This window comes from Candidatus Comchoanobacter bicostacola (assembly GCF_024172705.1).
Taxonomy (GTDB): Bacteria; Pseudomonadota; Gammaproteobacteria; order Comchoanobacterales; family Comchoanobacteraceae; genus Comchoanobacter; species Comchoanobacter bicostacola.
This window is the reverse complement of record NZ_CP092900.1, coordinates 561,626-586,947: the sequence shown is the minus strand read 5'-3', so window position 1 is coordinate 586,947 and position 25,322 is coordinate 561,626. Positions and strand designations below refer to the sequence as shown.

General features: G+C 39.5%; 27 protein-coding genes and 1 tRNA gene. 13 read left to right on the top strand and 15 right to left on the bottom strand.

The window, feature by feature from the left end; translation table 11 throughout:
* The first annotated feature begins 34 nt into the window (after positions 1 to 34).
* Positions 35 to 964 carry a tRNA dihydrouridine(20/20a) synthase DusA gene (gene dusA / locus MMH89_RS02850; RefSeq protein WP_258567942.1) on the top strand — a complete coding sequence of 310 codons (930 nt, stop codon included), beginning with the start codon at positions 35 to 37 and terminating at the stop codon, positions 962 to 964.
* 42 nt (positions 965 to 1,006) lie between these two features.
* Here the strand turns inward: dusA and rpmE are convergent, their stop codons facing one another.
* Complete coding sequence (gene rpmE / locus MMH89_RS02845) at positions 1,007 to 1,231, bottom strand: 50S ribosomal protein L31 (RefSeq protein WP_258567941.1); 225 nt, start codon at positions 1,229 to 1,231, stop codon at positions 1,007 to 1,009.
* Between the two features lie 89 nt (positions 1,232 to 1,320).
* Between rpmE and MMH89_RS02840 the strand changes: the two genes are divergently transcribed.
* Entirely contained in the window at positions 1,321 to 2,493 is a 1,173-nt protein-coding gene (locus MMH89_RS02840; RefSeq protein ID WP_258567940.1) for a tyrosine-type recombinase/integrase, read from the top strand.
* Here MMH89_RS02840 and MMH89_RS02835 read toward each other — a convergent pair.
* Positions 2,490 to 2,951, bottom strand: coding sequence for a hypothetical protein (locus MMH89_RS02835; protein ID WP_258567939.1), 462 nt, complete (start codon positions 2,949 to 2,951; stop codon positions 2,490 to 2,492). The two genes, MMH89_RS02840 and MMH89_RS02835, sit on opposite strands and share 4 nt — an antisense overlap.
* Positions 2,952 to 3,128: 177 nt before the next feature.
* On the opposite strand from MMH89_RS02835, the gene MMH89_RS02830 reads away from it, so the two are divergent.
* The 8 genes from MMH89_RS02830 to MMH89_RS02795 all read left to right on the top strand — a co-directional run bounded on the left by MMH89_RS02830 (position 3,129) and on the right by MMH89_RS02795 (position 8,327).
* Positions 3,129 to 4,286, top strand: coding sequence for a hypothetical protein (locus MMH89_RS02830; protein WP_258567938.1), 1,158 nt, complete (start codon positions 3,129 to 3,131; stop codon positions 4,284 to 4,286).
* A 181-nt stretch (positions 4,287 to 4,467) separates the two neighbouring features.
* Positions 4,468 to 5,103, top strand: coding sequence for an HAD family hydrolase (locus MMH89_RS02825; RefSeq protein ID WP_258567937.1), 636 nt, complete (start codon positions 4,468 to 4,470; stop codon positions 5,101 to 5,103).
* Between the two features lie 113 nt (positions 5,104 to 5,216).
* On the top strand, positions 5,217 to 5,411 hold the full coding sequence (gene rpmF, locus MMH89_RS02820; RefSeq protein ID WP_258567936.1) for a 50S ribosomal protein L32: 195 nt from the start codon (positions 5,217 to 5,219) through the stop codon (positions 5,409 to 5,411).
* A gap of 2 nt (positions 5,412 to 5,413) precedes the next feature.
* On the top strand, positions 5,414 to 6,277 hold the full coding sequence (locus MMH89_RS02815) for a phosphate acetyl/acyltransferase (protein ID WP_258567935.1): 864 nt from the start codon (positions 5,414 to 5,416) through the stop codon (positions 6,275 to 6,277).
* 86 nt (positions 6,278 to 6,363) lie between these two features.
* Complete coding sequence (gene acpP, locus MMH89_RS02810) at positions 6,364 to 6,618, top strand: acyl carrier protein (protein ID WP_258567934.1); 255 nt, start codon at positions 6,364 to 6,366, stop codon at positions 6,616 to 6,618.
* Positions 6,618 to 6,965 (top strand): MltG/YceG/YrrL family protein, encoded by a 348-nt coding sequence (locus tag MMH89_RS02805; RefSeq protein WP_258567933.1) that lies wholly within the window; start codon positions 6,618 to 6,620, stop codon positions 6,963 to 6,965. The genes acpP and MMH89_RS02805 overlap by 1 nt, the downstream gene beginning before the upstream one ends.
* Positions 6,952 to 7,578 (top strand): dTMP kinase, encoded by a 627-nt coding sequence (gene tmk / locus MMH89_RS02800; protein WP_258567932.1) that lies wholly within the window; start codon positions 6,952 to 6,954, stop codon positions 7,576 to 7,578. Before MMH89_RS02805 ends, tmk begins: the two co-directional genes overlap by 14 nt.
* A complete protein-coding gene (locus MMH89_RS02795; protein WP_258567931.1) occupies positions 7,575 to 8,327 on the top strand; it encodes a hypothetical protein in 753 nt (250 codons plus the stop codon). The genes tmk and MMH89_RS02795 overlap by 4 nt, the downstream gene beginning before the upstream one ends.
* Here MMH89_RS02795 and MMH89_RS02790 read toward each other — a convergent pair.
* The 5 genes from MMH89_RS02790 to MMH89_RS02770 all read right to left on the bottom strand — a co-directional run bounded on the left by MMH89_RS02790 (position 8,290) and on the right by MMH89_RS02770 (position 14,089).
* On the bottom strand, positions 8,290 to 9,552 hold the full coding sequence (locus tag MMH89_RS02790; RefSeq protein ID WP_258567930.1) for an MFS transporter: 1,263 nt from the start codon (positions 9,550 to 9,552) through the stop codon (positions 8,290 to 8,292). The genes MMH89_RS02795 and MMH89_RS02790 overlap by 38 nt on opposite strands.
* Positions 9,549 to 10,787, bottom strand: a complete 1,239-nt coding sequence (locus MMH89_RS02785; RefSeq protein WP_258567929.1) for an MFS transporter — start codon at positions 10,785 to 10,787, stop codon at positions 9,549 to 9,551. Before MMH89_RS02785 ends, MMH89_RS02790 begins: the two co-directional genes overlap by 4 nt.
* 65 nt (positions 10,788 to 10,852) lie before the next feature.
* Complete coding sequence (gene gatB, locus MMH89_RS02780) at positions 10,853 to 12,295, bottom strand: Asp-tRNA(Asn)/Glu-tRNA(Gln) amidotransferase subunit GatB (RefSeq protein ID WP_258567928.1); 1,443 nt, start codon at positions 12,293 to 12,295, stop codon at positions 10,853 to 10,855.
* Between the two features lie 8 nt (positions 12,296 to 12,303).
* A complete protein-coding gene (gatA, locus tag MMH89_RS02775; RefSeq protein WP_258568789.1) occupies positions 12,304 to 13,761 on the bottom strand; it encodes an Asp-tRNA(Asn)/Glu-tRNA(Gln) amidotransferase subunit GatA in 1,458 nt (485 codons plus the stop codon).
* A 7-nt stretch (positions 13,762 to 13,768) separates the two neighbouring features.
* Positions 13,769 to 14,089, bottom strand: coding sequence for an Asp-tRNA(Asn)/Glu-tRNA(Gln) amidotransferase subunit GatC (locus MMH89_RS02770; protein WP_258567927.1), 321 nt, complete (start codon positions 14,087 to 14,089; stop codon positions 13,769 to 13,771).
* A gap of 118 nt (positions 14,090 to 14,207) precedes the next feature.
* Between MMH89_RS02770 and MMH89_RS02765 the strand changes: the two genes are divergently transcribed.
* The 3 genes from MMH89_RS02765 to ndk are packed head-to-tail and all read left to right on the top strand — an operon-like array spanning position 14,208 to position 16,109.
* Positions 14,208 to 15,260: a rod shape-determining protein gene (locus tag MMH89_RS02765; RefSeq protein WP_258567926.1), complete on the top strand. Its 1,053-nt coding sequence runs from the start codon at positions 14,208 to 14,210 to the stop codon at positions 15,258 to 15,260.
* A 3-nt stretch (positions 15,261 to 15,263) separates the two neighbouring features.
* The gene (locus tag MMH89_RS02760; RefSeq protein WP_258567925.1) at positions 15,264 to 15,668 is read left to right on the top strand and encodes a hypothetical protein; all 405 of its coding nucleotides are present in this window, start codon (positions 15,264 to 15,266) and stop codon (positions 15,666 to 15,668) included.
* 36 nt (positions 15,669 to 15,704) lie between these two features.
* Positions 15,705 to 16,109, top strand: a complete 405-nt coding sequence (ndk, locus tag MMH89_RS02755) for a nucleoside-diphosphate kinase (RefSeq protein ID WP_258567924.1) — start codon at positions 15,705 to 15,707, stop codon at positions 16,107 to 16,109.
* A 1-nt stretch (position 16,110) separates the two neighbouring features.
* Here ndk and MMH89_RS02750 read toward each other — a convergent pair whose 3' ends face one another.
* From MMH89_RS02750 to MMH89_RS02715, 8 genes are all read right to left on the bottom strand, one after another.
* Entirely contained in the window at positions 16,111 to 17,379 is a 1,269-nt protein-coding gene (locus tag MMH89_RS02750) for a hypothetical protein (RefSeq protein WP_258567923.1), read from the bottom strand.
* A 48-nt stretch (positions 17,380 to 17,427) separates the two neighbouring features.
* Positions 17,428 to 18,084, bottom strand: coding sequence for an RNA methyltransferase (locus MMH89_RS02745; RefSeq protein WP_258567922.1), 657 nt, complete (start codon positions 18,082 to 18,084; stop codon positions 17,428 to 17,430).
* Positions 18,081 to 18,833 (bottom strand): inositol monophosphatase family protein, encoded by a 753-nt coding sequence (locus MMH89_RS02740; protein WP_258567921.1) that lies wholly within the window; start codon positions 18,831 to 18,833, stop codon positions 18,081 to 18,083. The genes MMH89_RS02745 and MMH89_RS02740 overlap by 4 nt, the downstream gene beginning before the upstream one ends.
* Positions 18,830 to 21,481, bottom strand: coding sequence for a protein translocase subunit SecD (gene secD / locus MMH89_RS02735; RefSeq protein ID WP_258567920.1), 2,652 nt, complete (start codon positions 21,479 to 21,481; stop codon positions 18,830 to 18,832). The genes MMH89_RS02740 and secD overlap by 4 nt, the downstream gene beginning before the upstream one ends.
* 25 nt (positions 21,482 to 21,506) lie before the next feature.
* A tRNA-Leu gene (locus tag MMH89_RS02730) sits at positions 21,507 to 21,590 on the bottom strand.
* A 52-nt stretch (positions 21,591 to 21,642) separates the two neighbouring features.
* On the bottom strand, positions 21,643 to 23,340 hold the full coding sequence (gene rpoD / locus MMH89_RS02725) for an RNA polymerase sigma factor RpoD (protein ID WP_258567919.1): 1,698 nt from the start codon (positions 23,338 to 23,340) through the stop codon (positions 21,643 to 21,645).
* Between the two features lie 32 nt (positions 23,341 to 23,372).
* On the bottom strand, positions 23,373 to 25,037 hold the full coding sequence (gene dnaG, locus MMH89_RS02720) for a DNA primase (protein WP_258567918.1): 1,665 nt from the start codon (positions 25,035 to 25,037) through the stop codon (positions 23,373 to 23,375).
* A 3-nt stretch (positions 25,038 to 25,040) separates the two neighbouring features.
* The gene (locus tag MMH89_RS02715; protein WP_258567917.1) at positions 25,041 to 25,310 is read right to left on the bottom strand and encodes a hypothetical protein; all 270 of its coding nucleotides are present in this window, start codon (positions 25,308 to 25,310) and stop codon (positions 25,041 to 25,043) included.
* Between the last annotated feature and the right edge of the window lie 12 nt (positions 25,311 to 25,322).

Genomic DNA, 25,322 nt, shown 5'->3' with positions numbered 1-25,322 from the left:
TTTGTATTATATTCCTTTTATTTACAATAACATTATGTATCCATATCAAATTGCGCCTATGATGGGCTGGACCGATAAACATTTTCGTTACCTGATGCGGGTTTTAGGCGGTGATCAATTTTTGCTTTTTTCTGAGATGGTCACTGTTAATGCAATTGCTTATGGTGATGCACATCGATATTTAGAAAAATCTGATATTGAAGGGGATGTCGTGTTGCAGATTGGTGGGAGTAATCTTCAGCGAGTAGCGGAGTCTATAAAACAAGCTGAAGCATATAATTATTGTGGCTATAATCTCAACGTAGGTTGTCCGAGTGACCGTGTTCAGAATGCTAAAATTGGTGCATGCTTGATGGCAGAGGGTAAACTAGTTGCTAAAATTCTATCGGTTATGCAGGATCATACAGATAAACCTGTATCGATTAAAACCAGAGTAGGTATTGATGGCGTAGACTCTTATGACTACTTTAGATCATTTGTTGATGAAGTATTAGAGTCAGGTTGTCATACATGGATTGTTCATGCGCGTGATGCTTGGTTAAAGGGATTAAGTCCTAGACAAAATAGGTCTATTCCACCACTTCGCTATGAGTATCCTTATCGTTTAAAGCAAGAGCTGCCGCATTTGCATGTCTCATTGAACGGGGGTTTAGTGGACAAGGAAACCATTGAGGGAAGCCTTGAAAAGGTAGATGCTGTGATGTTAGGTCGTGCTGCTTATCAGAATCCTCGCTTAATTCATGAGCTGGGTGGGCTGAATGAAAGTTATGAGTCACTGTTACACACCTATATTCAATACATTCATGAGAACCTAAATGATTTACAACTTAGACGGTTAATTGCGCCGCTAGTGATCGCTCTTATGGGCTATCATGGAGCTAAGTCAGATCGTGCGCGCTTAGCGATGTGTCGCAAACCTTCCGAGGTTCGTATGGTATTAGATAATTTATCTTTACCGCAATAAAAAAGGCACTCTATTGAGTGCCTTTCTATTAAGTGGGTTAGCTTATGCCAAGTTGTCCCAGTTGATCTCGCCATACTTTTGTTTGAAGGCTTCAACTTTACCAGTCTGACTCACGGTCATAATTCCAGTATACGCAACATGACAGTTGTTGCATGATTCAACATCAATGCCATTTTGGTCACTTGCAATTTTAACTTGAAATTCTGCACCGCATCCACTACATTTTACTTGGACAGCATTGCGTTTTGGGTGAATATTTTGCGCCATATTAAATCTCTGTTGGTAATTTCTTTTAAGTCTCAAAAATTGTATCAAAAATACAATACAAGTCAAGCCTATATTTAAAGGATTGTTAAATGAAACAAAAATACATACCTAAGTCTATTGTTCCTAGTGCTCATATACTGGCACGAGTCAACCTTTCTGGGCCTTATGAGCAAGATGTTTATTATTTGAGGCTGTTTTTACTCAGTTATGCTAATTCAAAGGATACTTATAATGCTTATCGTCGTGATGTAGAGCGATTTTTGCAATGGCTATGGTATATAAAAGGGCAGCAATTGACCGAGGTCAATCGTGAAACATGTCTGGAATATATTGCTTTTTTTAAGGCGCCTCCTTTACATTGGATTGCAGATAAAAACTATCCGCGCTTTGAGGATGAGTCTGTGCTTGCTTTTAATCAAGATTGGCGACCGTTTGTAGCCAAGCTGGGGCAGTATCAGCCCAGTGCATCTGGCCTTAAAGCCATGCTGGCTTGTTTATCTACCTTCTTTACTTTCTTAATACAGGAGGTGTATCTATCTATTAATCCTGTGCAGTGCTTAAAGCAAAAAAAACAAATTGTAGGAACTCAAGTTTCTATGCAGATTAAAAGGCGCTTGACGCCGAGTCAGTGGAGACACGTCATTGATGTGATTCAAAAAAAGGCAGGGTTAAATCCAAGCTATCAGCGTCATTTGTTTATGTTGACTATCTTTTATTTACTCGGCGTACGTATTTCAGAAGTGTCCTGCTCAGATAAACGTATAGTGATGATGTCTTCATTTTATAAAGATCGCAATAATTGCTGGTGGTATGAAGCGCATGGAAAAGGGAATAAGATACGTTCCATAGCGGTTCCTGATGCTTTACTGGATGCATTGCTGGTTTACAGAAAACATTTAGGTATAGTGGGTTACCCAACGCCCAGTGAGACGGTGTACTTATTCCCTAAGCTAAGAGGAATAGGAGGACTTGGCCAAAGACAGATTCGTTCAGTGATTGCTGAAAGTTTTGAGTTAGCGGAGCACTCACTTAGAGTTAAAGGCAGGGTAGATGATGCGGATCATTTGAAAAGTGCTACAGTGCATTGGTTGCGTCATACTTCTATCTCAGATGATGTGCAAAATAGGCCAGGAGAACATGTTCGTGATGATGCCGGCCATGCTAACATTTCTACAACCAGCCTGTATATTGATGTTTTGGATGAGCAAAGACATGCTAGTGCTAAGCGTAAAAAGCTTTTGCCTGATGATACTTCAGTTTAGTTATTGCAAGCAGCTTGGCGGTCTTGTTGAAAATGTTTGACGTTGATTGGGCTTTGAGAAATTCCCTCAAAACTTTCAATTTGATAATTTCCGTTGTCAGACACAACATTGAGGATCATCTCAACAGGCGTTTCCCAGCTGCCTATATCGTCACTGCATTTAATCAAAAATGTTGATTGAACGTACTGACCATTTTGGGAGGGTGTTATTTTGACAGGGCTGATGAATTTTTGTAAGGTAACCGTCACTTGAGTCCCTTCAGTTACAGGGCTAATGATTGTATCTAAAAACTTAGTTTGATATAAGTTCCAAGCATCTGATGTAAAGAAGCTTTGAAGCGATGATTCTTGAGGGTGGTGAAACATTTCAGCAATTCGAAACTCAGCCCACTTGCTCAAGTGGTTGTTAGCAAAATTCAATGTTGTACTGAATAATAATACCCATAATAGCTTTTTCATAATCAACTCCGTATTCACTACTTTAATATAGCTGTTTTTTTTAACTTTAGCTACTGATCTTAGTCAGTATATGATCCTGATTAATGATATCTATGTCACGTTTGTTTACAAGAGAGCACTTGTATTAAATTGGTCAATTCTATATTATAGACTCAATATGGATATGGAGTGTTTAGGATGACTTATTTTTCTAATAGTAGAGGTGATCAGACATATAAGTCTTTGGCTTTTTCAAGATGGCTGGTTATACTAGCGTTATTAGGGAGTTTTTATAGAGCGCTATATAATCTTACGAGTGTTGTGCATCTTGCATTTCCTTTACCAGCGATATTAGTTTGTACTGTAATCGGGATGCTTGTTGTTCGTTCAAATACTTTCAACTGGAATAATTATTTAAAAGGTAGGGCTAATCGTTCATATTCAATTGTTGATGCTCTTTTGACAGGGGTGTGCGCGTTTGTGGGGTTTGCATCAGTATCTGCATCTACTATCATGGCTACATATGCATTACTTATGCTAGCAGGAGTTGGTGTAGGTCTTTATGCCCTAATTGCTAAAAGAAAAGAAAGTCCTAAAGTTTTGTCCAAGACAAACATTGTTCCGGAAAGAACTGGTTCTAGTTCATCAGTTTTTAAAAGCATCGTTAGCGCACCAGTTAATAAATTATTTGGTGCCAAAATGTTAGCTAATTTAGAGGCAATTAAGCCAGTTGCAGATGATGAAAAAGAGTTGGCTGTAAATCAGAGAATCCTTGCTCAGCGCATGAGTGGTGCAGTGGCTGAGTCTGCTAAGACGAGAGGTCTTGAGGTAAGCAATTGGCGTGTTGCTTTAGATGCGTGGTCTAAATTTTTAAATCAAGGTAGTTCCAGTGTTCAAAGTAAGTGTGGTGAGTGTCCGTGCTCACCCAAGTCTGTTCATGGGCAAACAGAGTCAAAAGCTATGGAGGACTTTCGGGGAATGCTTGGTAAACTATCTGTTAGAGATTGGTCCCAATTTAGCCTGGAAGCACTCAATGTTTTTTCTGATGTACTCAGGCCTTTAGACAGTACTTTTGAAGGACCTTTTTCACAAAATATAGCGGACGCAAAAAAGCTATTTAGTACAGGGAGTCCTAAACTTGTTGGTGTGTATTTAAAGGACGGAGTTAGCGCACCTGTTGTTAGACGCCCAGGCATAGAGGGAGAGGGTAGGTCTTGGGATTTATTTTTGAAATGTGATCAATTGAATCAGGAACAAAAGCATGGTGTCGTGGCGTATCAAGCTATCAGAAGTGAGCTCTATGCGAATGGCATGCTGCCAGCAGCAGGAACGCTGGTTGAAAGCTTGCCGAAGTAACCTTGACATTGGGTGCGCAGCTTACAGTGTGCGCTTTATTGCTGCCTTTAATCCCCCGTGTCTTGTCTTTATGAGATAGCTTGTGTATCATTGAAAAAGCTTTAGCGGCTAAGCACTGGGTCTATATGTAGTAAAATATGCGTATTCAGTTTGAATTATTTAACAAAGATAGGATGGTAATATGGGCGCACCAGAATTGGTCTGTTTTGACTGGGACGGCACATTAATAGATACACAGGATAACATATCAAAAGCTTGTATTGCAGCCGGAATTGATTTGGGTTACAAACCTGCTTCGCAAGATAAACTCTCAAGCCTTGTTGGCATGCATGCAGAAGAGTTTTTTCCTGCAGTATTTGGTCATGATATTGATTTCGACTCATTCATGAAAACTTACCATATGCATTATGATAAATTGCCAATTGCTCCATTATTCCCAGGTGTAGAGGCTTTGTTAAAGAAGCTTGCATCACTTAATATTCAGGTATCAATAGTAACTAATAAATCAAGACACTCTCTTGAGATGGAGTTAGCAGCACATCCAATTGAGCAATATATTCAGTCGAAATGGGTTGCTGAAGAAAATATTGCAAAACCTTCTCCGGTTATGATTAGAAATGCACAATCTGCACATCATGTTTTGCCTGAGAACACCTGGATGGTTGGGGATGCATTGCCTGATTTGTATGCAGGACAGCGCGCTGAGTGTAGTAAAATTATTATTGTCAGTCATGCCGATCTTCCTACATGGGTAGATCATGTTCTTCAAGTTAGTGATATTCAGGAGATACTTCCGTTACTAAAGGTTTCTAGTTAAGGTAATAAAACTATTAGTTTAATTCATTAATATTCATGTATTAATAAGTATCAGCTTGACAGCTTTTTTTATGCTGGTTATAATTGCTTTACTGAATTAATTTGGAGCATTAAATGGCCGTACAAAAAAGTAAAAAGTCAAAAGCTAGAGCGAAGACGAGAAGGGCGCATAATCAAATCGCTGTACATCCTCTTGTAGTTGATCCAACTACAGGTGAGCTTGTGCGTAGACACCATGTTACGGGTAAAGGATTTTACAAGGGCAAAGCGGTGTTGGAGCAATCTGCTGTAGATCAGCAAGAGAGCTAACATTGTCAACGCTAGCGATAGACTTAATGGGGGGAGATCATGCCCCTGATGCTGTTGTTCAAGCTGTTAACTCCCTGGTGGGTGAATATCCTCAGGTCGTTTTTCATGTTACAGGTCCAGAGCATTTAAAGCATTTATTCAGTGATGAAAATGTTGTGTTTCATATTGCTGAGCAAGTGATCGCAATGGATGCTGATGCAATGTTAGCGGTGAAGTCCGGAGCTAGATCAACCTTAGGAAGGGGTATGGCGCTACTGAAGTCAGGTACAGTTGATGCATTTGTATCTGCAGGTAATACAGCCGCTCTGATGGCCTTAGGCTATATGGGGTTGAGGGATAAGCAAGGGAAACGTAGGCCTTGCATTATGTCCAATATTGTTACTCAAGGGAAGAAGGTTTGGATACTCGATTTGGGTGCCAATATTCAAAGTACAGAAGTTGATTTATATGAGAATGCTAAAGCTGCATTAGATTACCTAGGTGATAGCGATTTAAGTGTTAGGTTGTTGAATATAGGGTCCGAGCCAGATAAAGGTCCTCCAGTAATACAAAAGGCTCATGAGCTGCTAGAGAAAGATCCTTTGATAAACTACATGGGGTTTGTTGAAGGTCATGAAGTCCTAGTAGGTAAGTCTGATATTATTGTATGTAATGGCTTTGAAGGTAATGCAATGACTAAATTATTGGAGTCTGTTACAGCATTATGGGGTAAAGATACGGTTAATAAGCCTGTTATTGCTCCTTATGCTGTTTTTCTAGGGATCTCCAAGCCGGTTTATAAGTTACACGGTCGTTTGCAATCAGAAGGAATTTCTAGTGGGCTGCGTGCAATTTTAGAGCATTCTAAAATTAGTACCAGTTGTTAACTCGAATGTTTTTCAAAGCAGGTGATTATTGCTTGGCATCATTATAAGAATTGATTACAATAGCAACGTTAATAATGGGTATAGTTATGACTCAAGTGCAAGATAAAGTTTGTGAAATTACAGCAAAAATTTTAGGTTTAGATTTAAATCAAGTATCTCTTGATGCATCGTTTCAAGAGGACCTTGGGGCGGACTCAATTGATGTGGTTGAGGTTGTGATTGCGGTTGAAGATGAGTTTGGGATTGATATTTCAGATGAACGGGCGGAGCGAGTGCGTTCCGTACAAGATATAATTGACTGTGTCAATGAAATCAAAGAAATCAATGATGAGCCAGCCTAATGAATTCACGTTCTGCAATCGTATTTTTATTTTATATATCGATTGTATTAGGCTTGTCTTGTCTGTTCTTACTAGCAGCTTCCCAAAAAGCTGCTCATACCATGTTGCCGTTAAATGATCAGTTTAAGGTTCATGTTATAGAGGATGATGAGATTTCAGGTATTGCAAATCATTTGTATGCGCATAACTGTATTCATCACCCATATTTTCTGATGCTTGTTTACATGGTTTCAAGTTCATGTCCTTCTGAACGTCTGTTACCAGGTATGTATGTGCTAGAGCCCGGCATGGATTATGCAGATCTCGTAAAGATTTTATATTCTGGGGACTCCTATGGGCTTGCATAAGGGGATTTTGATTTCTGTAGAAGGGATTGAGGGTACTGGAAAGACTACACTCGTTGCTCGACTAAAGGCACACTATGCAGAGCGTAATGTACAGCTGTTAACAACAAGGGAGCCAGGCGGGACGCCTCATGCCGAATTGGTTCGTAATATCCTGAAAAGCAACCATTCTCAAATGAGTGCTATAAGCGAGCTGTTACTCATGTTCGCTTCTAGGTCACTGCATTTGGATGATTTTATTAAGCCCAAGCTACAAGCTGGTGAAGTAGTATTGGTTGATCGCTATGTTGATGCAAGTTATGCCTATCAGTCAGGAGGACGACAAATTGATATTGACAAAATAGCATGGCTCGATAATCTAGTCTGTGGGCAGTATCAGCCTAACATTGTAATTCTGCTAACGTGTAAACCTGATATAGCCATGCAGCGGGTGAAGAAAAGAGCTGAGGCCTTGGATCGTATAGAGCATGAAGAATTATCCTTTTTTGAGCGAGCGCAGCAGGTTTACTTAGAAAGGGTGCAATCACGAGAAAATAGTCTAATTATTAATTCTGAGATCGGTTCTGATTTAGTTTTTGAAAAAGCAGTGGCACATTTAGATGCTTATATACTATGAGTCGTATTTCTGAGCAATCATTATTGGATCGTGTTTTAACTGATAACATAGATGAGTTGCCGACAGGCGTTTTATGTAGTGGGTTACAGTATAGTGATCAAAACCAACTGATTAATAAAATAAGAACAGCTTTGCTTGCAAAAGGGCATCAAGACCTTTATGTATTTGCATCAGAAGATAATCGCTCAATTGCTATTGATCAGGTTCGTGTTCTTGTTGACCGATTATCACGAGTTGCTGTAAGTGGTTGTCACTGGGTGATTATCTCTGGGGTAGACTATATGCACGTATCCGCAGCAAATGCTCTATTGAAAATATTAGAAGAGCCTCCTGGTAAAACGCATTTTATTTTATTTTCAGCAAGTGAAAATAGAGTGTTAAATACAATCCGATCCAGAGTACAAAAGTTATATATAAATAGAGCAGGTGTGTCATTATCCTCGCAAAGAGAGGAGTTGATCAGTAAGTTGGTTTCAATTATGCATTCAGAAAATATTTTTTGTAGTGTGCATGCCGAGATAGAGGATGGGCATGATGCGATAAGTGCACTGATGGAGTTGATTAATAGAATGATTGTATCTGGGAGTCATGATAAGTTGCTCTGGAAGTATTATGATGAGCTTCTCAGTGTTTATCGGCTAAATGCTCAAAGGTCTTGTATGAATCATTCTATGCTTTTAGATCGAGTTGCGCTTATACTCCAGTATTGTGCTAATCATCAATCTTGCCGCGCTTATCAGGCTGCTTGATAAAGAGCGATAATAATAGGGCTGTTATAACGCCTAAAGGAAGGATTGAAAATGCAGATTGGAAAGCTTGAACTGAATAGCTTCCAATATCGGATTGGCTAGACTTCAACACATAGGCTATGAGGTATTGCAGATATCCGCCAAGCATAATAAGCATATTGGTAATCGCGACTGCAGTTCCTGTTTGGCTTCTTCGGCAGATGTTGGCTGCTAAGTCAAAAACAAGGATTTCTACAGAACTAAATAAACCTAATAAGAAGAGCAATACGGATAGAGTATTTACATTGTGCACAGGGTGATAGATGAGAAGATAGAGTGATATTGCAGCCCCTATGGATCCAAATATGATAATGTTTATTTTGTTTTGAATATACTCAGAAATATAACCTACTAAAGGCGATCCTATGATCCAGCCCCAATAAATAGAGGTGGCAATCATGGCAGCTTGGCTGGGTGGTATTTTGTATGCAGATGTTAAAAATGAAATATCCCATAAACCGAGTATTTGAGTGGGGAGATATAAAAGCATACCAACAAAACCGATAATCCATATTTGTGAGTTGGATAGTACCGTCGAGAGTGTCTTGAAAAATGATTTTACTTTTTTATTTTTTGGACGGGTTTTAAATTTTGTTTCTCGGTCATAGACTAGCATAAACGTAATAGCTGTCAGTGCTATCCCTACAGTAGTAATAATATCCATACTAGGGGTAACACCGAATGAAGTAATCATTTTAGCCGTTGCAGCCTTCCCCATAATTGCGCCAAAACTCCCCATAGCTGTTGCTATACCTATTGCTATAGGAAAATGCTTTTTAGGGAGCCATAGGTTGGCTGTTTTAAGAACAGCAACAAACCCAAATGCAGAGCCAAACCCGATCAGAGCTCTGCCGAGTATCAACCATTCTAGGCCATGATTAAATGAAAAAAGTGTATTCCCAATGATGCACGAAGAAAGCGCTATAAATAACGGTCTGCGTACACCATAGATGTCTAATATAGTTCCTACAAATATTTGTAGTGGCACATAAGTCCAATAGTAAGATGTCTCTATTTGGCTAATCTGGTCGATGGTTGCACCAAATGTTCCTACGAAATATGAGATCATGACGGAGGGCAGTACACGTAAAAAATACTCATACATGTAGAAACTAGCTACTGTTAGTGTAACAAGCCACGCTAAAAATAAAGGGGTGTTGTTTTCAGGATCTGCAAATGACTTCATGTGCGTACCTGTTTACAGTGTGTTTCTGGAATACTTCTTAGCATTGGGAGGGCGCATAAAATTAATAATGGCAAAATGCAGAACGTTATTTTCCAGGCCTGCATCTCTGTGACTTCAAATAAATTAGGTATGGTTTCTAATGCTTTTCCAAATAATGGTGCGAGTATAATTCCTCCCAGCATGTTAATGCTGTTCATCACACCCAGCCCGGTTGAAACAATATGCTCGGAGTGTGTTTCTTTGAAGATGGAAAAAGCAATCAAAAAACCCCAAGAGCAAAAACCAAAAAGAAACACATTGATACTCAAGTATGCAGGAATTGTTTTGGTGAAAATAATCGCACTCAAGAAGAATAGTAATACGCCTGTAATTTTTAACAGTGGTAGCCTTTTTCCTAGGTAATCACTAATGATGCCTAGTGAGGGCGCAGCAAATACACTCGCTATTAAAATTAGATTCATATATTCTGATGCTTGTTCTTTGGTTGTGTTGTAGTATTGCTCAAAAAACTCAATGCCATAAGTATCTTTTAACATTAAGTAGGGTGTATACAAAATCATTGCATACAGAATAATTTGCATACTCATCTTATTGCATAATACAGATTGTATCTCTTGCGAAATATTATTCAAAGATGGGCTGGATTTACGCTTGGGTGAGTCTTTAATGAAAATAAATGCTGATAGCGTTAATAAAGCTCCAAAATAGGTATAATATGAAAATGCTTGCTGATAACTACCCAAGCCATTTAATTTTGTGATAAAGCTGGTTCCAAGGATAGCACCTAGCATGCCTGCTGAAACGGTTAGACCTGCTAAAGTAGCAAATAAGTTTCTGGGTAAAAAATCAGTAGCAACTTTGAATGCGCCCAATACACCAAATGCGCTACATATACCCATCATTAATCGTGAAAAGAGTACCAAGTGGTATGATTGACTGACGCTAATGACTGCGCAACCCAATGTGAAGCCGCCGATAGCATAGTACATTGACTTGCGTACAGAGTAGTGATCTAAAATAATACCAACCGGTATATGCATCAGTGCATAAGAGAGTAGAAAAGTAGAAGTGATGATGCCAAAGTCAAATTTACTGATACTAAGCGTTTCTTGCATATCTGAAGATGCTGTTGTAATCGCTGAAATGACACTTGAGCTATATCCATAAAATAATGAACATGTCAGCCATGCCATTAATGTGATAAATAAGCTAGGGGTCTTGGAATTGGAAGACATTAACTTGAGCCTCAATTTATAATCCTGAGTATTATAGCGTATTCTTACTGAAATGTCACCTGACGTTAACCAGACAGCATTTCTTTAAGGATTTTATTAAGCTTTCCTGGGTTAGCTTGCCCTTGAGTAGCCTTCATAGCTTGACCCACAAAATAACCAAATAGCTTGTCCTTTCCAGAGCGATAGGCAGCAAGCTGGTTAGGATTTTTCTCTAAAATATCTTGTATTATTTTGGCAATCTCTTCTTCTGAGTCCAGTTGCTTGAGGCCATACTTTTCAATAATTTCATCAACGGATTTCTGCTCGTTCCAAATATGTTCAAGTACTTCCTTTGCCATTTTGGAAGAAAGAGCGCCGTTAACTAGCTTGGTTAAGATATCATGTATATCATTGCTGCTAATGGGGAGGCTTGCAAAATCAATTTGAGCTTTGTTTGCTAGTGCTGAAATAGGCCCTAAAATCCAGTTAGCGATCGTTTTAATCTCGTGTCCGTAATCAATCAGTTGGTCTGCAAAATCAGCCATAGGTCTTTGATAGGCTATGATACGGGCATCTGTCGGTTGCATGCCAGCTGCTTCATATCGTGCTACACGGTCTTCAGGAATTTCAGGAAGTCTAGATATTGCATCTGCAATGAACTGCTCATCAATCCAAATGGTTGGGATGTCCGGTTCGCTGAAATATCGGTAATCATTAGCGTTTTCCTTGCTGCGCATTGATTCAGTAGACTGTTTTTTCTCATTATATAATCGGGTTTCTTGGTGAACTTTTTGTCCGTCATTAATTTGTTCAACTTGTCTCTCAATCTCATATTGAAGAGCGCGTTGAATAAACTTAAAGGAATTCATGTTCTTGATTTCGACACGGTTTCCAAGTGGTGCATCTTTTGATGGTTTGACCGAGATGTTTACATCACAGCGGAAGGATCCTTCTTGCATATTGCCATCACAAATGCCTAGGTAGGTAACAAGGCTATGCAGCTGTTTAAGAAATGCAATAGCATCATCAATACTTTCTAAGCACGGCTCAGTTACAATTTCAAGTAAAGGCTGGCCAGCCCGGTTTAAATCAATACCACTGGTGCCTTTTTTATAGCCATGAAGTGACTTCCCAGCATCTTCTTCTAAGTGTGCGTGGTGCAACATACATTGTTTTGTCTTGCCATTTAGCTCGTAGTTGATGCTTCCCCCGACCAAGATCGGATTTTCGTCCTGAGTAATTTGATAGCCTTTTGGTAGATCAGGGTAAAAATAATGCTTTCTTGCAAAAGTTATTTTTTGGTTGACTTGTGCATCCACACATTTGCCAAACATAATAGCTTGCTTCATCATTTCTTTATTTACAATCGGCAGTGTTCCAGGAATAGCAACGTCTACAATACGGATATTTTGATTCGCTTGATTGCCATATTGCACGGGGGCTGATGAGAATGCTTTTGTTTTTGTAGATAACTGTATATGGATTTCTAAGCCAATATTAAGGAAAATATTCTGGGAATCTAATGCCATGGTTGCTCCTATCCTTTGTATAATTCAGGATACATGGTATGCCATTGCGTAGCACGTTGGTAGGCATGACCAAGCTGAAGTATGGTTTGTTCATTGAAACGATTGCTAATTAGCTGCATCCCTATAGGTAAATTTTTGTGGTCAAAGCCAACGGGGATTGATAACGCTGGTAGTGAAGCAAGGTTCACTGAAACGGTGTAAATGTCTGATAGATAGAGAGAGCTGGGGGACTGGTCTTTATTATTGAGTTTGAACGCAGTAGAGGTTGTAGTGGGTGTTAAGATTGCATCTACTTCAGTAAAGGCTTTTTTGTAGTCATTAGTGATTATCTTTTTTGCAATGAGAGCTTGCTTATAATATGCTGCTGAGTATTCAGTAGATGAGGCAAATGTTCCAATCAAAATACGTCGCTTAACTTCTTTTCCAAACCCATATTCTCTGCTTAGTTGGTATAATGACTCTAGTGATTCTGCGTCTTTATGTCGATAACCATAATGAATGCCATCATATCGAGCAAGGTTGGATGCCGCTTCGATAGGTGCTAGTAGATAATATGTTGGGATTGCAAACGATAAGTTAGGAAGGTGGATAGGTTTAATAATTGCTCCAAGCTCTTGATAGGTTTTAATTGCCTTTTCAACAGCCAGTTTGCAATCTTCCTGCAATCCATCTCCAAAGAACTCTTCGGGGATACCAATGGTGAGACCTTTGATGTCGTTGTTTAAGTTTTTAGTAAAGTCGGGTACAGCAATTTGCGCAGTTGTAGTGTCGTTGTGGTCATAACCACACATAATGTTGAGCATTAATGCAGCATCAGATACACTTGTAGTCATTGGGCCTGCCTGGTCTAGGCTAGAGGCAAAAGCAATCATTCCATATCGTGAGATACGTCCATAAGTAGGCTTGATCCCTGTAATTCCAGTAAAAGATGCGGGTTGTCGGATTGATCCACCGGTATCACTACCCGTGGCTATAGGTGCTAATCTTGCAGAGACTGCAGAAGCAGAGCCACCGGATGATCCACCAGGACAGTTCTCGTGGTTCCAGGGGTTAGCTACAGGCCCATAAGCGCTGTTTTCATTGGTAGACCCCATGGCAAATTCATCCATGTTGAGCTTCCCAAGATTAATCATCCCAGCATGCGCACACTTTTTTACAACGGTTGCATCATAGTTTGCTTGAAACTTATCTAATACCTTTGAGGCGCATGTTGTGTGCCCATCTATGGTACAAAAAATATCTTTGTGTGCAATTGGGACGCCAAATAAAGGCTTGTCCTTACTTGATTCAGGGTTGTTATCACACCACTTAGCTTGTTTTAGTGCTTGTTGCTCATGCACTTCTAAGAATGCATTTAAGTTTTCATGTTTGTGAATACGGTTTAAAAAATGTTGTGTAACTTCAACACTTGATAGTGTTTTGTTTTTGATGGCTGCACTGAGCTCAGTGAGGCTGTGCTCATGTATGGGTGTATTAACTTTCATTGCTATCTATAAATTGTGGGACATCAAATAATCCAGAATCAGTGTTAAAGTGTTTACATATTTTCTCAAGAGGAGGTCGCTCTTGTTGAATTTCATCTTCTCTACACTGATTTGCACTCATGATCAGGTTGCTTTTTTCTACCTCATGGTCAGAGATGCTATCCAAGGTATGAAACATAGCAATCAGATCTTCAAAATTTTGCTTGTATTCGCTTTTTTCTGCTTCGGTTAACTGCAGCGCTGAGAGGGAAGCGATCTTGCTAACTATTGAGGCGCACAGCGCCTTATCTTGTTCGGTTTGATTAGACATAATTACTAATAAGATGAAATAATGGTTAAACTTTCTTCAATATAATAAGGATTTAAATAATTGTGTCAACTATCTATTTCAGTTAGAGTGTTGAGGGTTACTAAAGGATTAGTGTCAAATGATGAAATTTAGATTAGAACGCTACACAACGAAAATATCAGTTGATTTAGGTACGGCCAATACATTAGTTGTATCGTCTTCCGGGGAGATTCTATTGAGCGAACCGTCTGTGGTTGCTATCAAAAGTCACCATGCGGGTCATGATGCTTATGTCTGTGCAGTAGGTAAGGAAGCGAAGCTTATGATCGGGAGGACACCGGTAGGCATAGAGGCAAAGAGGCCCTTACAGCATGGTGTTATTGCCGACTTTCAAGTGACCGAGGCAATGCTGCAGCACTTTTTAAAACAAGTCTTACCGACTTCTTTTCCTGCACGGTTATTTAGACCTGAGGTGATCATTTGTGTGCCACACGGATCAACACAGGTTGAGCGCCGGGCCATTCGTGAGTCTGCATTGGGTGCAGGCGCTGGATATGTGTACTTGATTGATGAGCCAATGGCTGCAGCTATCGGTGCTAATCTACCTGTTGAATCAGCCCATGGTTCAATGATTGTCGATATTGGTGGAGGAACAACAGAGGTAGCAATTATCTCATTGAATGGAATAGTTTATGCCCAAAGTATTCGTGTTGGGGGAGATCGATTTGATGAAAGCATTATAAGTTATGTCAGAAGAAATTATGGTTGTTTAATTGGGCATGTGACTGCTGAAAAAATAAAACAACAAATTGGTATAGCATTCCCTACTGATGATATTAAGGAGCTTCAAGTTTCAGGTCGTCATGTTGCTGAAGGAGTTCCTAGAAGCTTTTCATTAAGCTCTAATGATGTTTTGGAGGCGCTACAAGAACCATTGTCGGGTATCGTTAATGCTGTTCGTAGTGCACTCGAGCAAGCGCCCCCAGAGTTGTCATCAGATATTGAGGAACGCGGCCTTGTATTAAGTGGTGGTGGTGCATTATTAACGGGTATAGATTTACTCATTGCGGAGGAAACGGGGCTTCCAGTTATCATTGCAGAAGACCCACTGACCTGTGTAGGTCGAGGTGGTGCTAAAATTATAGAAACATTGGCACACTCCAGTGATCGTCATTTGGTCGAGGAGGAATAATCTATGCGCCGAAGGTTTCCTCGGAAATTAAGTGTGCGTGTGATTGTTTATTTTGCTGCATTTGGTCTGATATTTACTCCATTTCTACTTAGGCGAATCAAAAGAAGGGAAGTTGAAAGTCATGTCGTTATTGAGGATCTGCATGAAAGCAAAACGCTATTGTCAGTGGCTGTAAGAGAGGATTTAATTACTCTAGCTAGGATTGACGATCAAGGCTTTGAGTTACCCTATATAGATCAGCATATTACGGTTGAGTTGTGTGATGTTGTTGTTACAACTGGCTTAGATAAAATTATTGACTCTGATGTTGAGTTAGGCGTGATTACGCTCATTGAAGAACAGGAGGGTCCGTACCTTCGAGTCAAAGGTGAGAAAATCTCATCAGATTGTGCTAGACCTCACCGATGATTGTCACTATAATACTCTTATTTTTGGAGAATTAGTATGGTAGAGCAAACATTATCAATTATAAAGCCAGATTCTGTTAGAGGTCAAAATATTGGTAATATCGTAAGTCTGTATGAACAAGCAGGTTTGACAGTTAATAATATGAAAATGCTAAAGTTGACACAAGCGCAAGCAGAGTCATTCTACGCGATACATAGTGAGCGACCTTTTTTCAATGATCTCGTTTCATTTATGATTTCAGGACCAGTAGTTGCTATAGAGCTAGAAGGTGATAATGCAGTATTAAAGCATAGAGAGATTATGGGTGCAACCAATCCTGCAGAAGCAGATGAGGGTACCATTCGTAAGTTATACGGTGCATCAATTGATAATAATGCAGTGCATGGCTCTGATAGCTTAGAAAATGCAAAGATAGAAATTGAATTCTTTTTTGCTAGCTAAATCATATTGATTTAAAAGAATAAGAGGAAGGAGCGGTGATAGCTTGTGCAGCGATTTTGAGTCTATTCCCAATCACATATGTGTTAGCATCGCCTCTTTCTTTAATTGCATGACTTAATTGTTCGTGACTAATTTTTGCTAGTCTATTCTCGCTAGGAGGTTCAAGCATTGCTAATGCATGGCTTAGGGAGAAGTAGCAATATTTTACTATGTTTGCTAGCTGAGTTAGTGAATCTATGTAGGGAATGCTACTGATCAGGCAATGAAAGCCTGTTACGGTTTCTTGTCCGGTCGTTGTGATATCAAAGCTTTGAATTTCATTGTGTGCAGCAATTATTCTAACCATGTACTCTGTTTGTTTTTTCAAAATACGTTGTATGGCGTTAATTGCTTGGTTCCAGGACCAACGAGGGTTGTCCACTATATCTCCTACAAGAGCGCTATGAAGGATTAGCGTATTTTTCAGAAATTTTAAATTGTGTGTTTTTTTGCTCTGCTCTTGTATAATGTATCTCAAATAGCTATCTGGGTTTGCCGTAATTGCGATTATTAGACCCGTTAATCGATGAGCGCGCTTAATAGTTTCAGGTGATAAATTTCTAGAGTTTAGAATAGTTCTTGAAATGATATAGTGTTTATCGCACAAGGCAAGCGGCGTAGTTGGGGAGTAGCCTGCATATCTATCTTGAGTATAGCCTTGTACTAGACAGTCAAGACGATCTTGAACATGCTCTTTGGCATAGCCTAGAAAGCAATCACGTTCGTCTCGTCTATGCTTAAATTCTGCTAGTGATATAGCGCAGTTTTCAACATAAGGGTTGTCTGCTGCTTGCTTTGCAATGGCTGCAAGATGGGTTAGTATTTCCTCTGCAGTTATTGCAGAAGGATTCATGCCCTCGTCCTTCTGAAGCAAATAGTGGCTGATGAGTAGGTTCCAAGTATAAAAATATTGTCTTGGTGGATGATTGAATATTCTATGCATAACAGTGAGATAAATCGGATCGCAGTGATTGTTAGTCAGGCAATGAGCTAATATGTATGTTATGTATGAGCTGATAGATTTTTCTATTATTTGTAAGTCATTGGCAACCCCTTCACCTGTAGCTGAAATAAATATTGTATGTAGCTCAGCCGTTATTGCTTTATCAATTGCATTCTTACTTTTACTTTTCAATTCTTTATACAGAACCAGTGCTTCTTTAAAGTATTCTACTAGATCATGCAGACTCTTAGGGTCGTACGCTAATATTTTTCTAGATAACAATTCCATTTTTTCTCCTATCCTTTGCTTTAGCTTAATGGAATAGGTAGTTGATGTCTATTTTTTTGCAGCTGAACTTATCAGGCTATACATTAATTTAAGTTCGCTTTTAGAAAGCATGGATTTATTGATAATTGTTCTAATCCGTTCAGATGTGTGAGGAAGCAAAAAGTTAGTTCCAGCCATATACTCATCTAGCCAGCTCATAAATTGCTCACGCTCAGCAACAGAAGAGTGATCTAGTTCATGCTTTTGTTGATTCCTTTGTAACTCATAGCAAATGACTTGTACAGCGTGAGATAGGTTGAGAGACATTTTCCCTTCAGTTGGGATTTCTATAACTGCTTGGCATTTATTAAGAATTTCATTGGATAAACCATTTTTTTCATGTCCAAATATTATTCCTGTTCGATTATTGGTATGGCAAAGGTGGTGGGGGAAAGCGTATGCGCTATAAACAGGAAGATGTAATGCACGGTTTCGCGAGGTTGTCCCAATTAAGATATCAAATTCTTCTGTGCATTCTTTCTCACTCTTAAAGATAGATGCCTTATCGAGTATTGTGCTTGCGCTACGAGCACGGGTATGTGCCTCTTCCGTAATCTCACAAGGGCTAATCAATGCAAGGTCTGATAAGCCCATCGTATACATGGATCTAGCTACGGCACCAATGTTTCCAGGGTGGGTAGGGCATTCTAAGATGATAGTTGTCATAGAGTGTTCTTGATTAGTTTTCCATTCCCAACTAATAAAAATTGATCTTGTTCAGAATAGGGCTGCTGTTTTTCGTTAGTGATGATTGCTCCAGCCTCTTTTGCAATAAGTGCGCCAGCAGCATAATCCCAAATCCTGGGTCGTTCGCAGATGGCCATGTCAAATCGACCGGATGCTACGTAGCATAAAGTAAGTGCTGTAGCGCCCATTTTTCTTTGTGTTGCAACCAAGCTTGGAAGATCGTTAATTTGAGATGGTTTGCGAAGCTCTAGTCCGCATATCGTCTCAGATGGTTGGCTTTGTAAGCTGCAGCGAATTCTCTTTTGATTTAAAGTAGCTCCTCTTCCCTCTATAGCAGTAAAAAGCTCGTCATGAATAGGATCGTATACCCAGGCAACGCTTGCTATTCCTTCATAGTAATAACAAATGGATATAGCAAAAAAGGGTATATGATTGGCAAAATTATGGCTGCCATCAATGGGGTCTATTACCCATACATGTTCAGCATCAATCATTTCTTGGCTGGCGTTTTCATCAGGTTCCTCTGCGACAAATACATGGTCTTTATATGTCTGGCTGAGTATTGAAATCAGTTCACTTTGTAAATCTTGATCAATACGTTGAGTAAATGAGGCTCTTTTTTCTTGTGCAATAAAGCTATTCCCTAGCTTATCATAGGCTTGAAGGAGATGTTGGCAGCACGCTCTTATTTCTTTAAATACTTTATTTTGCATTGCGTTATAGTTCATGATATGGCCTCGTTATTGATAGGGGTTATGATGTGTTCGCGCTTCAGGCCTAGTTTAAGTGCTAATGCGCCTGCAACATAAATAGATGAATAGGTGCCAATAATAATCCCAATTGCAAAAGCAATGGAAAAACCATGCAGGTATGTGCCACTAAACAGATAGAGTGAGATGACTACTGACAATGTGAGTCCTGATGTTAATATGGTACGAGACAGTGTCTGGTTTATGCCGTTATCCAAGGCTTGAGTTGTTGAAATACGGGTGTCATTTTTCATGGACTCACGTACACGGTCATAGACGACTATAGTATCATTAATTGAATAGCCTAAAGTTGTAAGTATTGCTGCTAATGCAATTAAATTAAATTCTATCTGGAATAATGAGAATAGACCTAAGATTAGGATTGGGTCATGGATGAGTGAAATGATGGCACTAATAGCGAACCTTAAGTCAAAGCGAATGGTGACGTAAAATAAACTGATTAGCAAAGAGCATAGGATTGCAATTATTCCAGTGCTTAACATTTTTTGGCCAACCTGGGGCCCAATAAATTCATTTTGCAGTACCTTGCTACCCGGTAAGTCTTGGGTAATAGCCGCAAGCGTAGTTTTAGTGAGCTTTGCAGCATTAGCGCTTTTAATAATAAATACATTACTACTGCCATAGGTTTGAATCTGTGCATCAGTAATGTTGTGTTTATGTAAGATGCTGTTGATTTGTGCCTGATTGGTATCTTGCGCAAATTCTAAGACGACCTGTGTTCCTCCAGTGAAGTCTAATCCTAGGTTTAATCCTCTAAGAGGGATGAGCAGGATTGATGCGCCCAACAATACTGAAGAAAATAAAAATGTTTTGTGTCTTATTTTCATGAAGGCTATTTGGGGTATGTTTTTAAACCACATTCTATTATTGCCAAAGGAGGTTAATATATTTTTGTCAATTAAATAGGTGCTGATAATTCGAGTTGCATAAACGGCGGTAAAGATAGATATCAAAATCCCGATAGAAGTGGTCACTGCAAAACCTTTAATGGCACCAGAGCCCATGAAAAATAGAACTAATGTGACCAGTAAAGTAGTGATGTTTGCATCAACTATAGCAGATAAAGCGTTGTCATATCCTTTGTTGAGTATGGTGCGTAGCGATTTTTTCTTATCGTATTCTTCACGAATTCGTTCATTGATTAATACATTGGCATCTACAGCCATCCCAACAGATAATACAATTCCAGCAATGCCCGGTAGTGTGAGTGTTGCGCCAATAATAGACAAGCATGCTAAGGTGATAATAACATTCATGTAGAGCGCAATGTTTGCAATCATGCCAAGCGCGCCATAGTAATAGGCCATAAAGGCAGATACACAAAGTGTGCCTATAGCAAGAGATAAGATACCTTTTTGAATATTGTCTTCACCCAGTGATGGACCAATAATGGTTTCTTCTACAAACTCTACTGGAGCTGCAAGCGCGCCTGATCTTAAAAGCAAGGCTAGATCTTGTGCTTCCTCAAAGCTGCTGAGTCCCTGGATGAAAAAGCTATCTCCAAGCGGTTGACGTATTACAGGCGCACTAATGACCTGTTCTTCATTGATATAGCTCTCTTCAATTTTTTTGAGTTCACTGTAGACCACAGCTAATGGCTGGCCAACACTAGCAGCAGTTTGGTCATAAAAGTTGTGGGCTTTACCGTTAAGCTTAATATCAACAACGGGTCTCATCTGCTCCATGCGCGCATTAGCATAAATTATTTCATTACCTGATAATATGGCTTTTGGTTCTAAAGGGTAGGCATTTCCATGTTGGTCATAGACCCTTTCATCGGTTTGTGCAGATGGGCTGACTAGGTGGAACCTAAGGGTTGCGGTTTTACCAATAATTTTTTTTGCATAAGCGATATCTTGTACCCCAGGTAGGTCAATACTGATGTATTCTAAACCTTGGCGTGCAATTTGAGCTTCGCTAATACCCAGTTCATTGATCCTGTTCTCAAGTGACTGGATCGTTTGTTCAATAGCATACTCTCTTTGTAGTTCTCGATCTTCTGAAGTGTTTGTCCAAGAAAGACTAGATGATGTCATGTTTGCCTGAGTATTGAAGCTTGATTCAATAAGTATCTTTGCACGCTGTATGTCTTTTTCTGCTTTTATTTGTGCTAAGTAGGTTGCGCCTGAAAACTGAACATGATCGTAACGAATGCCTTCATCCATGAGTAGGTTCTCAATTTTGCTAATCTCGGCATCAGTGGTTTCTGGAGTGTTTTCTTGTACATGGAGTAAAAAATGTACGCCGCCCTGCAAATCAAGGCCTAATTTCATGGGCTCTGCACCAAATACACTCAGCCAGCTAGGTGTAGCTGATTGTAAGTTTATAGCAAAGCTATGATCTGGTATTTGGGCGTTAGACAATATGTCATTAGCTTGCATTTGAGATTCAACGCTCTCGAATCCTATGGCTTCAGGGTTGATCCATTGATAGTTGATTGAGTGTTGGTTTAGGAGTATGTTGATTTGCTCCGTTTGAATCTGTTCTGATGTAACTTGCACAACAGCGACATTGGGATATAAGTTAGGTAGGGCATATATCAGAGCTATAAGAAGCGTGATGCTTAGGAAAATCATTCTTCTAGCAATGGCATTTTTAGGATTCATTTTACACTCAATTTAAACAAGAACATGCCGGAGGTCGGACTCGAACCGACACAGGGAAAACCCTACCAGATTTTGAGTCTAGCGCGTCTACCAATTTCGCCACTCCGGCTTAAGCTATAAGCCTGTTTAGGCTATCATTAATCTGTATAGAACACAAGGGATTACTCCTGTTCGTCGATATCTCCCATGTCTCTGAAACTTTCTAGCTTTTGAGACCTGCTAGGGTGTCTTAGTTTTCTTAATGCTTTTGCTTCAATTTGACGGATGCGTTCTCGTGTTACATCAAATTGTTTACCGACTTCTTCTAGTGTATGATCTGTATTCATTTTCAAACCAAATCTCATTCTGAGCACCTTTGCTTCTCTAGGCGTTAGCCCTTCAAGCATTTCGACAATAGATTCATGAAGCGCTGATTTCATAGAGTTATCAACTGGTGTGTCACTTTTGTCTTCCATGAACTCACTTAAGAATGATCCGCCTTCATCTTTATTGTCGCCAATAGGGGTTTCAGTTGAGACTGGCTCAGATATTTTCATAATCTTGACAATTTTTTCAATAGGCATTTCCATGAGTTTACTGAGCTCTTCTAATGAGGCTTCTTTGCCTGTTTTTTGCATAATATCTCTTTGAAGGCGGTGCAGCTTATTGATGGTCTCGATCATGTGAACAGGGATTCGAATGGTTCGTGCCTGATCGGCAATAGCGCGGGTGATCGCTTGTCGGATCCACCATGTTGCGTAGGTAGAGAATTTAAACCCACGGCGCCATTCAAATTTATCAACGGCCTTCATGAGTCCAATATTGCCTTCTTGAATTAGGTCTAAGAATTGAAGACCTCGATTGGTAAAGCGCTTTGCTAATGAGATAACGAGTCTAAGGTTGGCTTCAATCATCTCGTCTTTTGCTTGGCGAGTGACCATTTCACCGTGGGTAATTTCTTTAATGATAGCTCTAATCTCTTGGATGCTTTGATCAAATTCTTTAGAAATTTGATTGTATTGCTTAACAATTCGCTTTGTTTGTGACTTGTAGCTGTCTATTTTATTTTCAGATTCAGGGTGGGCTTGTTTAATTTTCTCAACCCATTCGTAGCTTGTCTCATTATTTCTGAAGTGTTCTAGTAATGCTTTTTTGGGAATGCGTAGCTTTTTGTTAAATATCTGTAAGACTTCGCTATCTAATTGTTTAATTAATTTTTGAGTGTCTTTTATTTTCTTGGTGCAGTGTCTTATAGTTCTATTAGATAGTTTAAGATATGCAAAAAGGTCTTTGATCTCTTCTTTATTTTTTTGGGTGTTTTTATTTTGTGCTTGATGTTGTTTCAGGTCATCATAAGCTTGATGAATTTTGTCGAGCGTTTCAATAACTAGGTTTACATCAATTTTTTCTAGTGGATCAGTTTGTAGCTCAGTGTCTTCGTTTTCTGTGATGCTTTCTACGCTCTCGACTTCATCTTCTTTTTTACTTTTAGAGAGTGGCGCTTCTGGGTCTACGATTTCTTCTAGCGGGTCATTAGGGTCATAGGTTGAGTTAATCAATGAAGAGAAGTCTGGCTTTTCATTTTCATTTTCATCTTCTGTGTGTTTAAGGGTGGCATATTGGTCAAGGATGTGTTCAATTACAAAGGGGAACTGAACGATTGCATCGTGAACAAGCTTAGTTCCTTGTTCAATTTTCATAGCAATTCTTATTTCATCTTTGCGCTTAAGCAATGACACCTTTGCCATGTCTTGCATGTAAATTAGAACGGTATCGTCGCCTCGGTCTGCAGGTTTGGCTTTTTCATTGTTTACTGGAAGGTTGCTGCTCCCATCATACTCAAAGTTTATTCCAAGGTTTCGTGAATCGTTTTCGCTCATAAGATCTATTATTTAAACTTAATTGAATTTAATCATGAATTTGCATTCAAGGCTAGTATTATTTTTATTTTTTTCAAGTGTTTCTTCTCTTGAAGCAAGGAAAGAAGTTTTTGCTGGTCAGTAGGCGTTAATGAATTATGTTGTGCCTGGTGGGATAGCTGTTTAATTTGCTCTGAAAGATAGTTGTTGCAAAAGTGAGATAGTAGATCACTAAGCTCGGTGGTTGCTGCTGTGCTATCACTATCAGTTACACACTTACTCGGGAGGTATTGGATATTATGCATAGCGTAAATTTCTGCAAGACTGGTTTCTGGGTGTTTGTTCAATGTTTGTATAGTGTTCTGTATGATTGGTGGTAAGTAGTGAGTGATCTTTTCTAATGCTGCTTGATTGTCTTTTAACGTTTTTTTATTAGAGCAGATTAGTTCAATTAATCGCTTGATGTGTTTGTGGGTGCTGTCATTGTGGGTTGGCACCTTAGGTGTGTTATTTGTAGGTATTTTAATTTGTAAGTCTTTTTTGATGAGGCGGCTGTAGATTGAGTCAGGCATCTGCTTGAGTAGGTGTGCTGAGTTTTTAATGATTTGTGCTTGGTGCTCTATATTATTTGCGTTCAGATCATCAGTAGCAATTTTCTTTAAATAGTCTGAGAACCCCATAGCTTGGGTCAGTCTATCTTGGAAGGCTTCTGGTCCTTGCTGGCTGATGATGCTATCTGGATCTTCGCCGTCATTTAGAAATACAAAAAAACAGGCGACTTGATCGCGAAGTTTGGGTAGCAATACATCAAAGGCTTTTCTAGCTGCGCTATGTCCAGCTCTATCGCCATCAAAGCAAAAAATCAGGTCTGTTGCATAGGGGCAGATTAGGTCAAAGTGCTCTGTGGTAAAGGCAGTGCCGAGTGCTGCAACCCCTCCTTCAAACCCAGCTTGGTGTAGGGTAATAACATCTAGATAGCCTTCCACCACAATAATACGTTTTGCATTTTTTCTAATAGCTTGGTTGAGTCCATATAGTATCTTGCCTTTATGATAAAGTTCGGTTTCAGGTGAGTTAAGATATTTTGGCTTGTCATCATTGATGACTCGGCCACCGAGGCCACACAGTGACCCTCGGTGATCTCTTATGGGGAATGTGATTCTGTTTCTAAAGCGATCATAGGTGTTAGACTCTTTTTGAATGATCAGGCCTGAGTCTAGTGCATCTTGTTTTTTAATGAATGAGTGATTGGTTATTGTGCGCCATTCATCTGGAGTGAATCCGAGCTCGAATTGTTCAATGCTGGTTTGAGAAATGCCTCTATCTGACAGGTATCTTATAGCTTCAGGAGTGGATTTTAATTGGCTTTGGTAAAGCTTTGAAGCTGTCTTAAGGGTTTCTTGTGCTTTGTTCTTATTGTTTTGTGTATGCGTGATATTTAGCTCGTGAGCAAGAGCCCCCAGGGCGTCTTTGAATTGTAAGCCAGATATCATTGCTCTAAAATTAATGACATTGCCTCCCGCCTGGCATCCAAAGCAATAAAATAAACGTTTGCTTGGGTTTACATAAAAGGAAGGGGTGTCTTCTTGGTGGAAAGGGCAGCAGGCTGTATACTCATTGTTCTTTGGCTTGAGCTGAACGTGTTTAGAGACTTCTGAGATAATGTCTGAAGCATCTATAACTGCCTGGATAAGCGAGCCACCTGGTTCATTACTCATGATTTATTGGTTGAGCAATGCCAAGATTTGTTTAATGGTCAGGTGTCTATTTCTTCTTGAGGTATCTTTAATGTGTCTAGCTTCAATTAAGCTCTGTTTGTCGCTTCTTTTCTTAGCAGCAATTCTACTTTGGCGATTTTTGACGCTTTGTTTAATGTGTCTGCCACCAGATTTAAAGCCGCCTGTGCTGTTTTGACGCTCATAGATTCTTTTTAATTTTTTGAGAGCTGGGATTGGGTTTCCGCCAAACCGACTTACATCAATACTTGCCATAAATATAGTTAC